General features: G+C 51.0%; 16 protein-coding genes. 5 read left to right on the top strand and 11 right to left on the bottom strand.

Features of this window, described 5'->3' with window-relative positions; translation table 11 throughout:
- Nucleotides 1-11: 11 nt before the first annotated feature.
- From hpaD to BDD30_RS12415, 4 genes are all read right to left on the bottom strand, one after another.
- Nucleotides 12-890: a 3,4-dihydroxyphenylacetate 2,3-dioxygenase gene (gene hpaD / locus BDD30_RS12430; protein WP_012777117.1), complete on the bottom strand. Its 879-nt coding sequence runs from the start codon at nucleotides 888-890 to the stop codon at nucleotides 12-14.
- A 64-nt stretch (nucleotides 891-954) separates the two neighbouring features.
- Nucleotides 955-2,421, bottom strand: a complete 1,467-nt coding sequence (gene hpaE / locus BDD30_RS12425) for a 5-carboxymethyl-2-hydroxymuconate semialdehyde dehydrogenase (RefSeq protein WP_012777118.1) — start codon at nucleotides 2,419-2,421, stop codon at nucleotides 955-957.
- Entirely contained in the window at nucleotides 2,418-3,182 is a 765-nt protein-coding gene (locus BDD30_RS12420; protein ID WP_012777119.1) for a fumarylacetoacetate hydrolase family protein, read from the bottom strand. The genes hpaE and BDD30_RS12420 overlap by 4 nt, the downstream gene beginning before the upstream one ends.
- Nucleotides 3,179-3,811 carry a fumarylacetoacetate hydrolase family protein gene (locus BDD30_RS12415; RefSeq protein WP_012777120.1) on the bottom strand — a complete coding sequence of 211 codons (633 nt, stop codon included), beginning with the start codon at nucleotides 3,809-3,811 and terminating at the stop codon, nucleotides 3,179-3,181. Before BDD30_RS12415 ends, BDD30_RS12420 begins: the two co-directional genes overlap by 4 nt.
- A gap of 513 nt (nucleotides 3,812-4,324) precedes the next feature.
- On the opposite strand from BDD30_RS12415, the gene hpaR reads away from it, so the two are divergent.
- Together hpaR and BDD30_RS23585 are read left to right on the top strand one after the other, a co-directional pair.
- A complete protein-coding gene (gene hpaR, locus BDD30_RS12410) occupies nucleotides 4,325-4,762 on the top strand; it encodes a homoprotocatechuate degradation operon regulator HpaR (RefSeq protein WP_012777123.1) in 438 nt (145 codons plus the stop codon).
- A 93-nt stretch (nucleotides 4,763-4,855) separates the two neighbouring features.
- Nucleotides 4,856-5,014: a hypothetical protein gene (locus tag BDD30_RS23585; protein ID WP_158307052.1), complete on the top strand. Its 159-nt coding sequence runs from the start codon at nucleotides 4,856-4,858 to the stop codon at nucleotides 5,012-5,014.
- On the opposite strand, the gene BDD30_RS12405 is transcribed toward BDD30_RS23585, so the two are convergent.
- From BDD30_RS12405 to BDD30_RS12380, 5 genes are all read right to left on the bottom strand, one after another.
- Entirely contained in the window at nucleotides 4,995-5,294 is a 300-nt protein-coding gene (locus BDD30_RS12405; protein WP_012777124.1) for a hypothetical protein, read from the bottom strand. The genes BDD30_RS23585 and BDD30_RS12405 overlap by 20 nt on opposite strands.
- Nucleotides 5,295-5,301: 7 nt before the next feature.
- A complete protein-coding gene (locus BDD30_RS12400) occupies nucleotides 5,302-5,541 on the bottom strand; it encodes a hypothetical protein (protein WP_012777125.1) in 240 nt (79 codons plus the stop codon).
- 1,178 nt (nucleotides 5,542-6,719) lie between these two features.
- Nucleotides 6,720-7,742, bottom strand: coding sequence for a site-specific tyrosine recombinase XerC (xerC, locus tag BDD30_RS12385; RefSeq protein WP_012777127.1), 1,023 nt, complete (start codon nucleotides 7,740-7,742; stop codon nucleotides 6,720-6,722).
- Between the two features lie 10 nt (nucleotides 7,743-7,752).
- Nucleotides 7,753-7,950 (bottom strand): hypothetical protein, encoded by a 198-nt coding sequence (locus BDD30_RS23165; RefSeq protein ID WP_147408123.1) that lies wholly within the window; start codon nucleotides 7,948-7,950, stop codon nucleotides 7,753-7,755.
- A gap of 10 nt (nucleotides 7,951-7,960) precedes the next feature.
- Nucleotides 7,961-10,660: a CHC2 zinc finger domain-containing protein gene (locus BDD30_RS12380; RefSeq protein WP_012777128.1), complete on the bottom strand. Its 2,700-nt coding sequence runs from the start codon at nucleotides 10,658-10,660 to the stop codon at nucleotides 7,961-7,963.
- Nucleotides 10,661-10,773: 113 nt separating this feature from the next.
- On the opposite strand from BDD30_RS12380, the gene BDD30_RS12375 reads away from it, so the two are divergent.
- The 3 genes from BDD30_RS12375 to BDD30_RS12365 all read left to right on the top strand — a co-directional run bounded on the left by BDD30_RS12375 (nucleotide 10,774) and on the right by BDD30_RS12365 (nucleotide 11,777).
- Nucleotides 10,774-11,166 (top strand): helix-turn-helix domain-containing protein, encoded by a 393-nt coding sequence (locus BDD30_RS12375; protein WP_012777129.1) that lies wholly within the window; start codon nucleotides 10,774-10,776, stop codon nucleotides 11,164-11,166.
- A gap of 76 nt (nucleotides 11,167-11,242) precedes the next feature.
- Nucleotides 11,243-11,566 (top strand): SymE family type I addiction module toxin, encoded by a 324-nt coding sequence (locus BDD30_RS12370; RefSeq protein ID WP_012777130.1) that lies wholly within the window; start codon nucleotides 11,243-11,245, stop codon nucleotides 11,564-11,566.
- Between the two features lie 13 nt (nucleotides 11,567-11,579).
- The gene (locus BDD30_RS12365; protein ID WP_012777131.1) at nucleotides 11,580-11,777 is read left to right on the top strand and encodes a DUF7706 family protein; all 198 of its coding nucleotides are present in this window, start codon (nucleotides 11,580-11,582) and stop codon (nucleotides 11,775-11,777) included.
- Between the two features lie 46 nt (nucleotides 11,778-11,823).
- On the opposite strand, the gene BDD30_RS12360 is transcribed toward BDD30_RS12365, so the two are convergent.
- Together BDD30_RS12360 and BDD30_RS23910 are read right to left on the bottom strand one after the other, a co-directional pair.
- A complete protein-coding gene (locus tag BDD30_RS12360; RefSeq protein ID WP_012777132.1) occupies nucleotides 11,824-12,171 on the bottom strand; it encodes a hypothetical protein in 348 nt (115 codons plus the stop codon).
- A 4-nt stretch (nucleotides 12,172-12,175) separates the two neighbouring features.
- On the bottom strand, nucleotides 12,176-12,457 hold the full coding sequence (locus BDD30_RS23910) for a hypothetical protein (protein ID WP_012777133.1): 282 nt from the start codon (nucleotides 12,455-12,457) through the stop codon (nucleotides 12,176-12,178).
- Nucleotides 12,458-13,258: the final 801 nt, after the last annotated feature.

Here is a 13,258-nt window from a genome sequence, read left to right as displayed (position 1 = left end):
GTTACTCCAAATCAGGCGATAACTTGTTTATTAGTAATGTAATCAGGCAGCGGGAATACGGCATTGACTTGTCCCGTGCCGGAACTGGCAAACAATTCAGTCAAAAATTCCACTTTACCGTCATATTTATCCCAGCCGAGTAATCCCAACAGCATCACGGTGTCGTGCATATTACCTTCGCCATAGCAGTAATCTGCATATTCTGGCAGCATCTTGCAGAACTCTTTGAACTTACCTTCTTTCCAAAGCTGGACGACCCGGTGATCCATCTGTTCATCAAATTCGCGGGTATAACTGTTCATACCTTCTTCGGCCCGTTGATCATCGATAAAGCGGTGAGAGAGGGAACCACTGGCTAGCACGGCAACCGTACCATCATATTTTTCAATGGCTTTCAGAATGGCTTCCCCAAGACGACGACTGTCTTCAAAAGAGTGGACGGTACAAAATGCGGAGACAGAGACCACTTTAAAATGTTTGTCACTGTTCATATAGCGCATTGGTACCAGAGTACCGTACTCCAGTTTCAGACTTGGGATTTCATGTGCTTGAGCTCGCACGCCCATATTGCGGGCTTCTTCTGCAATTATTTGCCCAAGTTCAGGGTTACCGTCATATTCATAGCTCATATCACGGATGAAGTGTGGCAATTCATTACTGGTGTAAATGCCGGAGAAATGATCGGCGCAGTTGATGTGATAGGCACTGTTCACCAGCCAGTGTGTATCAAACACGATAATGGTGTCGACGCCCATTTCACGGCAACGGCGGCTGATTTCTTTGTGTCCGTCAATGGCTCCCTGACGGCAACCGTGATGTTTCCCCGGAAGTTCAGACAGATACATAGATGGCACATGTGTAATTTTGGCTGCTAACGCTAACTTACCCATAAAATCCTCGCTTGATATCAGGACGGCAAACCGGGGTTTGCCGTGGTTAACGCTGATGAATCTGTTACACCCCCCAACGTGGGATTGGGTGATCGCCCATAGAAATACAGACGTTTTTCATCTCAGCAAACACTTCAAAACTGTATTCACCGCCTTCACGACCTGTTCCGGAGGCTTTCACGCCGCCGAATGGTTGGCGCAGATCGCGGACGTTCTGGGTGTTGACAAATACCATACCTGCTTCGATATTACGGGCCAGACGTAATACTTTGCTGACATCTTGCGTCCAGATATAAGAAGCCAGACCATACTCCACGTCATTAGCCAGGCGCAGACCTTCTGCTTCATCTTTGAATGGCAGCAGACAAGCGACCGGGCCGAAGATCTCTTCCTGAGCGACGCGCATACGGTTATCAACATCCGCCAGAACCGTTGGGCGCAGGAAATTGCCGTCTTTTAGGTGTTCCGGCAAATCAATCGGTTTATCTGGGCCTCCTGCCAGCAGAGTTGCGCCTTCTTCAATACCCAGACGGATGTAACCGGAGACTTTTTCCCAATGCTGTTTGCTGATAAGTGCACCAATCTGCGTGTTTGGATCTTGCGGGTCGCCAACGCGCAGGCGATTAGCGCGTTCAGCAAAACGTTTAATAAATTCAGGATAGATGCTTTCCTGAATGAAAATACGTGAGCCTGCGGTACAGCGTTCACCGTTAATCGAGAAGATCGTAAATAGGGCCGCATCGAGTGCGCGTTCAATGTCGGCATCTTCGAAGATCAAAACCGGCGATTTACCGCCCAATTCCATTGAATATTTTTTCAGGCCAGCATTTTTCATAATCTGGCGACCCGTTGCGGTACCGCCGGTAAAAGAAACGGCGCGTACATCGTGATGTTTCACTAGTGCATCACCGGCAGTCGCACCGTAGCCTTGAACCACGTTCAGTACACCGGCAGGAATTCCTGCTTCCAGAGCCAATTCCCCAAGCCGATTTGCGGTTAATGGAGAAAGCTCTGACATTTTCAAAACAGCGGTGTTGCCCAGCGCCAGACAAGGTGCAACCTTCCAGGTGGCAGTCATGAATGGCACATTCCACGGCGAGATCAGTGCACAAACACCGACGGGTTGCACCAGCGTATAGTTGAGCATCTTGTCATCAACTGGATAGGTACTACCGTTCATTTGCTGACAAATCTCGGCAAAGAAATTGAAATTGTGAGAAGCACGTGGAATGAGAACATTTTGCGTCTGATGAATTGGCAAACCGGTATCTTTGGTTTCCATTGCTGCAATTTCAGGCACATTCTCATCAATCAGTTCCCCTAAACGGCGCATCAGGCGAGCACGTTCTTTCATTGGCAGATTAGCCCATTTCGGGAAAGCTTCCTTTGCCGCGGCAACCGCCTGATTAATCTCTTCCTGACCACCAAACGCAACTTCAGCTAGTACTTCACCGCTAGCAGGGTTTGTGGTTTCAAAATACTCTTTGCTGGTGACGTTTTTGCCGTTTATCCAATGGTTAATCATCGTCATGACAAGCTCTCCTCATATTCTTGCTGGCTGACAATACGGTTGACCAGACGCCCAACACCTTCAACTTCAACAACAACTTCATCACCCGGAATTACGTCAGATAGCCCTTTGGGTGTACCGGTGGCGATCATGTCTCCCGGTTGCAGAGTCATAAAGTCGCTTAGGTAAGCAATCAGGAAAGGAATATCGAAGATGAGATCGGCAGTTGTGCCGCGTTGACGTAGTTCACCATTGACCCAGGTGCTTAATATCAGATTATGGGGATCGGGTACGTCGGCTTTATCTGTGATCCACGGACCAATCGGTGTCAGTGTGTCGCGGCTTTTGACGCGGAGATTAGGGCGATAGTAGTTTTCCAGATAATCGCGGATCGCGTAATCGTTACAGACGGTGTATCCGGCAACGTAATCCATGGCATTTTCTTTGGTAACTTTATGGGCGGTTTTGCCGATGACAACAACCAGCTCAGCTTCATAATGCATGTATTCCACATTATCAGGACGAACAGAAATCTGGCGATGACCGGTCAGGGTATTGGATGCTTTGATAAAAACCAGTGGTTCCTCAGGTGGTTTAAATTCAAGTTCAGTAGCGTGATCAGCATAGTTCAAACCGAGGGCAAATAGCGTGCCATTTGCTGGTGGTAGCCATTGAACGGATTCGCAGCTGACTTTACTGCCATCTGGCAGACAGATACTTTCCTGATCATCAACAGTAACATTCAGATCTTGACCCTGATAATGGACTCTTGCGTGCTTCATGCTTTTTCTCCTGCTTGCACAACGTGATTCTCCAGCGATGGGAAGCCTGCTGCCCGGATAACAACCTTGTCACCTGGTTTGATGGATACACGTTGATGTGGCGTTCCAAGTAGGATCACATCACCCTCTTGCAGTGTTGCGAAATCGCTTAATGCTGCGATTAATTCTGCGGCGGAGCGCACCAGATCTTTTGTTGACCAACGATCAACTTCCTGGCCATTGATTTCAGTAATGATATCCAGCTCATCAATTGATTCTGGATTTGCCATTTGACCTATAGGGCAAAAACCATCACGACACTTAGCTTTAATTGCTGGGCGATAGAAAGCTATTTCAGGCAGGCTAACTTCATTCGCTAACGCATAACCTGCGATATATTTGGCTGCGTTTTCAATGGCGACTTTGCGAGCAGTTTTGCCTATTACGAGTGCTAGTGTTGCACCGCTCTGAACTTCTTCACCTGTAGGGTGGGGGATAACTTCGTTGGAGCTGATGACGGTATTCCGTGGTTTGATAAACCATACAGGTGTCTTAGGTAAGGTTTTATAAGGTTCTTGCTGAAATGAGTCATGCCAGAAATCTACCTGGCTCTGATGATTGAGGGCTACGGCGAAAACAGTGCCTTTCATTAACAACTCCTCATAAACTTAAGCAGACAGTTTTAAGATGCATTTATTAATATGTTAATAAAATATAAATCGTTTTGTTGCAATATGCTAATGTTTTTGTTAGTTTTAATTGTGATCTTGGTAACAATTTCTTTGCTAAATTTGTTTTTTGTTGTTATTAATCAATGTATTAATATTTTTACAAATAAAAGCTTTATTTTTATATTAACTTTTTATTAACCTTGTATTAGCGTTTTATTTTTGTTTACTTATTAATATCTTTATGATTTTTTCTTTGTGGTTAGTGGTAGGACGTGTTAGTCTTTTTTTGTTGTGGTTATAAAATGACATATATACCCAATAGATTTCGAGTTGCAGCGCGGCGGCAAGTGAACGAATCCCCAGGAGCATAGATAACTCTGTGACTGGGGTGAGAGAAAGCAGCCAACAAAGCAGCAACTTGAAGGATGAAGGGTATAGACTCTCGACAGGGAGTAAATTAGTGATTAACTAAGATAAGAGCCTTCACTACTCATGCATGAATCTCTGACAATTGCATTACTTCAGGCGCGGGAAACCGCGATGGGGTTTTTTCGCCCAATCCTTAAAAGTCATAATTTGACTGAACAGCAGTGGCGTATCATTCGTGTGCTATCTGATAACCGGTCAATCGATTTTTATGATTTATCCTGCCAGACTTGCATTCTTCGTCCAAGTTTGACTGGAATACTGACGCGCATGGAGCGTGATGGATTGATCTTTCGCCTTAAGCCGATAAATGACCAGCGCAAACTTTATGTTTCTTTAACGCCGGAAGGGCAGAAACTTTATGAAAAGGCAAAAGAGCAGGTGGAACAGGGATATCAGGCTATTGAAAAAGCCTTTTCACCGGAGAAGCTGGCTCAGCTTTTAGTTTTGTTGGAGGAATTGATTGCCGTGGGTGATGATCCGCAGATAGGTACTGAAAAGTAAGGAATAAGAGAGAGATTTCATTGCTATAGCCATACTTACTGATGGGTGAGATTTAACCTCTTGGATAGTAGGGGCTGGATACATGCCTGCACGGTGAATAATGGAGAAGCTTGGCAGATTAAGGCTGCAATAGGGCGGCTCCAGTCGAGCTGGCGTATCACGGGTATGCCCCACGGTAAGAAACAACAAGGCCGGAAGATCATGGGGATCTTCCGGCTGATTTCAAGGATTACTAATCACCGCTTATTCTAATAAAACTGATTTCTTTTCCGTTTATTTTTTCAATGATCTTATGCAGCTTATCTTTTCCTTCAATGATTCTGTCTTTCATTTCAGACAATTCGTGAATAAAAGAACTGGCATCCTTGTTCTTCAATAAACAATCAGTTTTATAGTAATCTTTAATCTTTCTTAAATTCTTTGCACTACTCCATCTGGTTGAAGAGGAGAATATATTTGAATGTAGAGTTTTGCTCATAACAATATGAATAATTTCATTATTTTTTGTCGTAAAATGTATATCTAGTCCCATAATATCCTCAAAAAATCACATCGGTTGGCTTAAGATCTTTAAACACACTTTGCGGGAATGCCGTAACTAGATCACCATTTGATTCAGTCACAACCCTTACTTTATTCAACATTTCCCCCTCTGGAGTTATACCTACATCCCTTTTCAAAGTTTTTTCATATATAAAACGATCACCATCTCGAATAACTCTATACCCGTCATCTTTCAAGTTGCCTCTTTGTTGGCTGCACTCACTCACCCCGGTCACATAGTTATCTATGCTCCCGGGGATTCGCTCCCTTGCCGTCGCGATGCATCTTGAAATCCATTGGGTATATCTGGCTTACGGAATACATCCCTTATGGTTGATTTGACATCAGCATTATTGAGAGTCCACTTACTCTTGTGTGACCAGCCAGGGACGTTACCAACATGCCTATCCTTAACATGCTAAACACCATCTTTAGTTAGGTTGATTTTTTTAGGCGGGGTTGGGCAAGGAGCTAACCCGAATGGGTCTTAGGGATTACCCCGACACGACCATACTTTTTAGACGGGATTTTTTTCTTTAATAACAGCCTGTTAAAGAGCCATATCTCCCCACTTCACTCCCCCCCGCGAACCCAAAACCCCGATGTGCACTTTGCCGATGTTAGCGCATTTTTTCCCCGACGTCAGCGCCGGGTTTCAGCCCCCTTTTCCTGCCGGAACCGGGTTTTATCGGGAACTCGCGACGGCGGGGCAGCTTGTCTGCGCCGCTGACGCGGGTTGGCCGGGTGCGGGCCGGCGAGGCCCGCAGGTGAAGCCGTTAAGCGGGGAGCCCCTGCCTGCGGGGGCGGACGGGGCGGAGATGGCGAGGACGGGAACGAGCGAGGAGCCTGCGACTGCGAGCCGGGCGCAGCCAGTGCAGCGGGGTTGGGGCGGGGGCCATAAACTGCGCCAGCTTGCTGGCCTGCCTTCAGGGCCGTTGACCTTAACGGGCTGACCGGCAACGATTTAAGGCAGGTTTGGGCGCCGGAGCCGCCACGGACGGCGGCGACTGCGGCGGTGGATTTTAGCACTGATAGTGACAGCAGCGGGTGAGCGAGCGAACCCGGTGCGCCTCTGGGGCTGAGAAGCTCAACCCGGCGGCCAGCCGCGCACCGTTGTTGAGGTAACCGCGCAGCGCCCTGCGGTGGGCGGCGCCGACATAATGTTTTGTTAAGCGTGGCGGGCCGTTCAGGCCCATTGCGCTTAATGCCACATTATGTTGAATGGCGGCTGGCCGGCAACGACTGTCACCGAGAACGCCGGGGTTCAGTGCCGGGCGGCTGGCATTTACCGCCGGCACGCCGATGGCAGGGGGGCAGTCCGTGCGCAGGGACGCGCGCGGTCTGCCTTTCACTGCACCCCACGCGCTCACAGGGAACCGGCTAACATTAAAAATTCTCCGGCGACTGTGGGCAGTCAGTTCGGCTGCTTACTGTCCGGCTTAGCGCTCTCCGTCTGCCTGTTGTCCGGCGGCGTTTTCTGCTTTTTCGGTTTCCGCTCTGCCGGGTGCGTCTGCTCATGGACTTCTTTTAAGTGACCGATAGCCACGCGCGTATAGATTTGTGTCGTCTCCAGCTTTTTATGCCCCAGTATGGCCTGGATATGCCGGGTATCAGCGCCGTTCTCCAGCATCTGCGTGGCCATTGAGTGCCGGAACACGTGACATGACCCGGCTTTGTCGAGTTTGGCTTCCTCACGGATGGTGTGCCCTGCCATCTGCGTTAAGGTGTTGCGTGATAACGGGTTACCTCTGACGGTGATAAACACATATCCGCTGTCATATCGGTAAGCCAGTTGCGGGCGCACGTCAGCCAGATACCGTTCCAGCCACGCCAGCGCCCGTTCCCCTATCGGCACCACCCGGTCGTGTCCGTTCTTTCCCTGTCGCACAACTACCACTCCGCGATGGCGGTCTATGTCGCCGAGTCTCAGATTAATCAGTTCTGTGCGCCGGATACCCGTACTCCAGAGCGCTTCCAGCACGGCGCGGTTACGCAGACCCAGAGGCGTCTGGGTGTCGAGACTGTTCAGTACCTGCTCCGTCTCGACGTCACTCAGTACCTGCGCGGGCAGCCGCTGCTCTTCTTTCGGCAGTATCAGCATGTCAGCCGGGTTATACAGGATATGGTGGCGTTGCAATAACCAGCGGAACCAACCCCGCAGGCAACGAAGTCGCTGTAACTGGCTGTTGTTGCCGTAATGCTGTCCGTCTGCCTTGCGGTAACGGCGCAGATACCGCTGCCAGCTCTCCAGCAACGGCAGAGAGACCTGCGGCGCATGGTAGACCGCCCGCATCTCGCACCAGTCCACGAACGGCGTTAACCATTCCCGGTAGGTTTCCGGTGTCCGGGTGCTGTGCCCGCTGGCGGTCTGGATTTCCAGATATGCCTCAAGCTGCTGGCGTAAGGTTGCAAGGGTAAAAGTCGGTTGTGTTTCCATCGTCTGCCTCTTATGGGTGTGCTGTCGGTACGCTACGATTTTTTATTCTGTCCTGCCGGAACAGTGATTTTTCGCTGAACCCGACCGTTTTGTTGTGAAGCCTTGTTGTGCCTGCCTTTGCGCTGATACGGTTAACCCGACCTCTCGCCGACTTGATACCGACCGGAAGGCGACCATTTAACGCCTTACCCCGACCGGACGATTTCATACTGTCCCATTCAGGGCACTATCAGCCCGCTCAGGTGCGCGGTGTCGCTGTCTTCCCCGTCGAACAACAGTTCGTAGATGAACGTCAGCCCGCGCCGGTGCAACAGCAGGTACTCCATTTCAACCAGCCGCGAGAGATGGATTTTCAGCTGGGTATCGCCCCACTGCACCGCATCCCGCAACATTTTGCGGGTAAATAACATTTCATGGCGCGGCTGCCCGCTTTCCCTGACCCAGTTTTGTATCAGCAGCAACAGCCTGCGCGTCTGCGGCGGCATCTCATCCAGTGTGCGGCCTAATATCTCGTGGGCCAGCCGGTTCGCCAGGCGGATATCTTCTTTGGCGACTTCGATATATTCAAGCCGTTTGCCCCGGTGTTCCGCTGTCTTCACCTCGCGCTGGTGCTGATGCAGCAGGGCGATACTTTGTATCAGGGTGAGATATTTCATGTGGTCGCGGCGGGTACGGGTTTTATCGCTCATGAACGTTAACTGTGAAGCATAAGGGTTAACCACATTGAGCGGGCGCAACAGCCGCTGGGCGTTTTGATGTAGTTCGGTAATATAGGTCTTCTCATTTTCCGCCAGTAAACCTTCAAGGGTCTGCTTATGACGTTGCAAGGCATGGATAGCTTCGGTCTGTTCCCGCGATTCGTTCACGGTCAGGACTAAACAGCGGTTTAACAGCTCTTCATCGACATCAATCGCGGTGGTGGTGAGCATCAGCATCACCGGTCCTTTCACTGTGTATTGTTTGGTGACCAGATTACCGCTGGCATCGTCTTTACCAGTGCTGGCAATGGTCAGTTCGCCGTCGCTTTGCAACAGCTTAAGCGCATAGGCGGCCTGCCGCACCCCTTCCTCTTCGGCAATGGCTAAGATTTTATGCTGGAGATTGGTTTCCCCCAGATAGAACAGACTCTGGCCGGTCATGGCGCTGTATTGCAGCCGTTCTTCTTCCGGTATCAGATTGAGTACGGCATCCATTAAGCTGCTTTTACCTGCCGCCGAACTGCTTTGTATCAGCACGGCCAGCGGACGGTCCAGCTTGCGACTGACGGCAGCTAAGTAACCGGCCAGCAGGTTGGTGCTTTCCCCCACCACGCCACAGGCGGCTAAGTCAGCGGTGATGCGCTCACTCAGTTGCGGGTCTTGCAGCAGCGCCAGCGCCGCTGCCCGCTCGGCGTCGTTCATTTCTTGCGTTTTCTGCTCAGTTCCCATTTCCGCCCGCTGCTGCCACTGTTCAACCGCCAGTAATACCTGTCCCAGTGCCCGGCGAATATCCCCCTCAGCCAGCCCCAGCTCAGCCGCTGCCATCCGCGCGTAACCCTGACGGCTGCGTGCGCTCATCAGGTCAACGCCATCCAGGAACATCACGCCGCTTTGGGTATCAATGACCTGCGCATTGAGCTTCATGGCAACTGCGCCCGCTTTCACGGAAGACAACCCCCGAATGCACCAGTGCAGGCTGCCCAGCGAGACCTTAAGTTCCCCGTCTGCCCCCGCTTCCCAGATGAGGCCGGGCGTCGGGTTTTGCACTGCCGCCACAGCAGCGGCTAAAGCCGGAGGCGGGGCGGCTTCTGCTGATACCTTCACTTCCGTGCGCGTTGTCACTGCGGTTGACATTGGCGTCGCGCTCTCAAGCAGCAGGGCGAAAGCGGCTTCCGGCTCGGCCATCTGACACAGATAGTCGTTGGCATCCATTTCAGGGGGGAACATCACGCGCAGCGGTGTGATACCCCGCACAAGCAGCGCCTCCGCCAGTTTCACCGCGGCTTCATTGCCCGCGCTGTCATTGTCGAACGCGATAAGCACCTGTTTGATGCCATGCCGTTCGAACGCCTGCCAGTGGTCGGCTGTCACCCCGTTGACCCCGTAAGCGGCGGTCACGTTCCGATGACCGGTGACCCAGAACGACATCGCATCAATCAGCGATTCACACACGATAAGGCTTTTCGCGGCCATCAGCGCCGTTTCATTCCAGACGCCGCCATGTGCGCCCGGCAGATAAAGGTGCGATGGCGTACCCGCCCGCAGGTGGTCACCGATTTTACGTCCGTAGATTTCCTGTATTTGCCCTTGAGGATTAATAACCGGCACAACCAGCGAGCCGGTAAAGTGTTCATGACCCGATTCCCGCATCAGGCCAACTGCCCGCAGTCGCGCCCGGATTTCCGCGCCCGGTTTGAGCTTCTTCGACGGCAGCCGATACCCCAGCGTGCGGTTGGCAAAGCCCAGGCGGAAGTGAGCGACTAACTCCGGGTGATTGAGCCGCCGCTGTGTCAGGTACGCCTGCATCTCCGGCGCGTTCAGCAACGTATGGTGATAGAACTCCACCACCCGATGCAGCAGCGCCTGCCGGCCCGCTTCATCTTCGGCCAGCAACGCTGGTTCAGACGGCGCAACCAGCGGCTTGACCGCCGGATTTTCGCCCAGCAAGGCACGCAACCGTTCTGCCGCATGGCGCAGGCTTAAGCTTTCGGTTTTCATCACCCAGTCCAGTACCGAGCCGCCTTCATTGCAGCCGAAGCAGTGATAGAGGTTCTTTTCAGGACTCAATACCATTGACGGGGTTTTCTCCTGATGGAACGGGCACAATAGCACGTAATCTTTGCTCCGTTTAACCAGCTTTCGGCCCTGTTGTTCCACCACGGCCACTAAGGAGACAGCGGCTTTCAGGTGTTGTAATTCGGCTTCGGGTATCCGTGCCATATAGCTGTTCCTCCAAAAACCTGTCAAGATGCAAAGAGTAAAAATAACTCTGTTGCAGAGTACTCTAAAATAGAGTATTGTCAACTGTAAGATTAAAAACAGGGAGTATCCTCATGGCACCGTTAACTCACAGGCAGATACAGGCCATGAAGACGAAGGATGAAACATTCTTTAAAGAGTTAGGCGCGCGGATTGCGCTGGCTCGCAAGGAGCAACAACTCACCCAGCAGCAACTGGCGGACCAGTTGGGGATTGCTCAGCAGACAATGGCGCATTATGAAGGCGGGCGATTAAAAGTTTCAGCGGCACTTCTGCCATTACTGGCGCAGATACTGAACTTATCGTTGGATGAACTGCTTGGATTGCCCTCGGTCAGGCGTAATAGTAAACGGGGACCCAGTTCCCGACTGGAACAACAGATTGAGATTATCAGTCAGTTGCCGAAAGCCAGACAGAAGTTTGTGTCGGAGATGCTGGATACGGTGATTGGTCATAACAGAGAGTAAAGAGAGATAGCGCGACTGAGACAGGTTGCCCCCTGTCACAGCCGCTCACCACAAGCAACTAAAAGAGGTAGTTACTATGGCTAAGGCGCATTCTAAGGCAGAAGTCGTTGTAAATAAAGCCGTGAAAACAGAACGTTATTACACGGTGGGTTATGTGCTGAACGGGAACAAGGTCAACAACGCTGCACCGGCGATACATCTTAAGGGCCAGTGGCTCAGACAGGCGGGGTTTAATACGGGCGGCCAGATTACGGTGAAGGTGATGGATGGCTGTCTGGTGCTCATTCCTGACAGTGAAGCCACGCAACACTATCAGCAGCAATGCCAGCGGCAGCGGAGCCAGCTTAATGAGATTAAGCTGCGGATGCGTGAGATGCTGGCTGAATACAACGCGGGCTAAGGGAGGGGATAAAATGAACGTGGTGATTGAACATTTACAGGACATTCAGTTAACCCATATTGAAGCACTGGCCTTAGCACAACTGGTTAAGCGGCTGAACTGGGCGGAGATACGCGCCTGTGCCGTGAATGACGAGGAAGCGTATCAGATTAAGGATGCGATCGCTAAGCTCCAATCCGCTCTGGCTTACCGAGGGTATGCGCCACGATAGATCATAATAAAGCCGGAAGATCTCGGGGATCTTCCGACTTTATTAATTAACTAGCATTATATATATCGTGTAGATTACTATTTTTATTTAAGTTAATTATACTTTCCTTTTTATAGGTCAATATTAGCTCACCTTTATTTTCTTCATTTTCTATTGCACGTACACCATCAATAACACAAAGAATACCGAACAGTGTATTATCAGCCACTATTCTTATTATTTTATTGATTGTTTCTTTCTCTTCCTTCGATTTTTCATTATAAAAATCAGATAGTTCAGTTAATTCCCTTTGTGGCTTTCTACCTGGGGGAGATTCAAGTATTGAGATAGTGTCTTCGATAGCAGCATCTCTTACTACAAGCTTTAATATATCTACAAATAGTTGAGAATTCATCTTATTACCTTATTTTAGTGAAGGCTTCTGGATACATTTCTTTATTTAAATTGAGCAAATCTTTTATTGCTGAAGGAGGGGCATTAGTATAATTGCGCAAATCTCTAATATCTTTTGCCAATAAATCTCTAGCCGATCCCGTATACGGTCCTTTCATAGTAGGAATCAGTTTATGTTCTCCTCTAGGGAGAGCTATTGATGGAGCTACTTTAGGATCATAACCAGTAATTACCTGCCCCGCAGGATGTTTTTGAGCCGCATGGTGGATATCTAATTTATCACCCACCTTAGAACGTCTCTGTAAATCATCGAATGTACTAACTTCGTATTTTTGTGTTGGACAAGCTGCTAACCCGAATGGGTCAATCCAGTTCGCCGGGTTATGAACATACGAATAGGGATTCGGACCCCCTTCCAGCCCGAGCGGGTCTTCGGCACTATTCCGACGCCATCATACGGTTTAGCCGACTTTTCCCCCTGATTTAGCAGCCTTTTTTCTGGCCACCTTTTCCCACCCTGTTAAAGAGCATGCCAACTCGCCCCGACGGGCACTTTGCCGATTGTAGCTCACTTTTTCCCCGACGTCAGCGCCGGGTTTCAGCCCCCTTTTCCTGCCGGAACCGGGTTTTATCGGGAACTCGCGACGGCGGGGCAGCTTGCCTGCGCCGCTGACGCGGGTTGGCCGGGGGCGGGCCGGCGAGGCCCGCAGGTGAAGCCGTTAAGCGGGGAGCCCCTGCCTGCGGGGGCGGACGGGGCGGAGATGGCGAGGACGGGAACGAGCGAGGAGCCTGCGACTGCGAGCCGGACGCAGCCAGTGCAGCGGGGTTGGGCGGGGGCCATAAACCGCGCCAGCTTGCTGGCCTGCCTTCAGGGCCGTTGACCTTAACGGGCTGACCGGCAACGATTTAAGGCAGGTTTGGGCGCCGGAGCCGCCACGGACGGCGGCGACTGCGGCGGTGGATTTTAGCACTGATAGTGACAGCAGCGGGTGAGCGAGCGAACCCGGTGCGCCGCTGGGGCTGAGAGGCTGAACCCGGCGGCCAGCCGCGCACCGGAGGTTAGGTGACCGCGCAGCGCCCTTGGGTGG

It is taken from the genome of Photorhabdus asymbiotica, from assembly GCF_003634575.1.
GTDB classification, from domain to species: Bacteria; Pseudomonadota; Gammaproteobacteria; order Enterobacterales; family Enterobacteriaceae; genus Photorhabdus; species Photorhabdus asymbiotica.
Note: the sequence above shows the minus strand (reverse complement) of the source record. Positions and strands in the feature narration are given on the sequence as shown.

Bases quoted from the DNA above. Each gene is read 5' to 3' on its own strand.
- BDD30_RS23165 (WP_147408123.1), bottom strand. From the start codon at position 7,950: ATGAAATCGTCCGGTCGGGGTAAGGCGTTAAATGGTCGCCTTCCGGTC.
- BDD30_RS12375 (WP_012777129.1), top strand. From the start codon at position 10,774: ATGGCACCGTTAACTCACAGGCAGATACAGGCCATGAAGACGAAGGAT.
- BDD30_RS12415 (WP_012777120.1), bottom strand. From the start codon at position 3,811: ATGAAAGGCACTGTTTTCGCCGTAGCCCTCAATCATCAGAGCCAGGTA.
- hpaE (WP_012777118.1), bottom strand. From the start codon at position 2,421: ATGACGATGATTAACCATTGGATAAACGGCAAAAACGTCACCAGCAAA.
- xerC (WP_012777127.1), bottom strand. From the start codon at position 7,742: ATGGAAACACAACCGACTTTTACCCTTGCAACCTTACGCCAGCAGCTT.
- BDD30_RS12380 (WP_012777128.1), bottom strand. From the start codon at position 10,660: ATGGCACGGATACCCGAAGCCGAATTACAACACCTGAAAGCCGCTGTC.
- BDD30_RS12370 (WP_012777130.1), top strand. From the start codon at position 11,243: ATGGCTAAGGCGCATTCTAAGGCAGAAGTCGTTGTAAATAAAGCCGTG.
- hpaR (WP_012777123.1), top strand. From the start codon at position 4,325: ATGCATGAATCTCTGACAATTGCATTACTTCAGGCGCGGGAAACCGCG.
- BDD30_RS12360 (WP_012777132.1), bottom strand. From the start codon at position 12,171: ATGAATTCTCAACTATTTGTAGATATATTAAAGCTTGTAGTAAGAGAT.
- BDD30_RS12420 (WP_012777119.1), bottom strand. From the start codon at position 3,182: ATGAAGCACGCAAGAGTCCATTATCAGGGTCAAGATCTGAATGTTACT.
- BDD30_RS12405 (WP_012777124.1), bottom strand. From the start codon at position 5,294: ATGGGACTAGATATACATTTTACGACAAAAAATAATGAAATTATTCAT.
- hpaD (WP_012777117.1), bottom strand. From the start codon at position 890: ATGGGTAAGTTAGCGTTAGCAGCCAAAATTACACATGTGCCATCTATG.
- BDD30_RS12365 (WP_012777131.1), top strand. From the start codon at position 11,580: ATGAACGTGGTGATTGAACATTTACAGGACATTCAGTTAACCCATATT.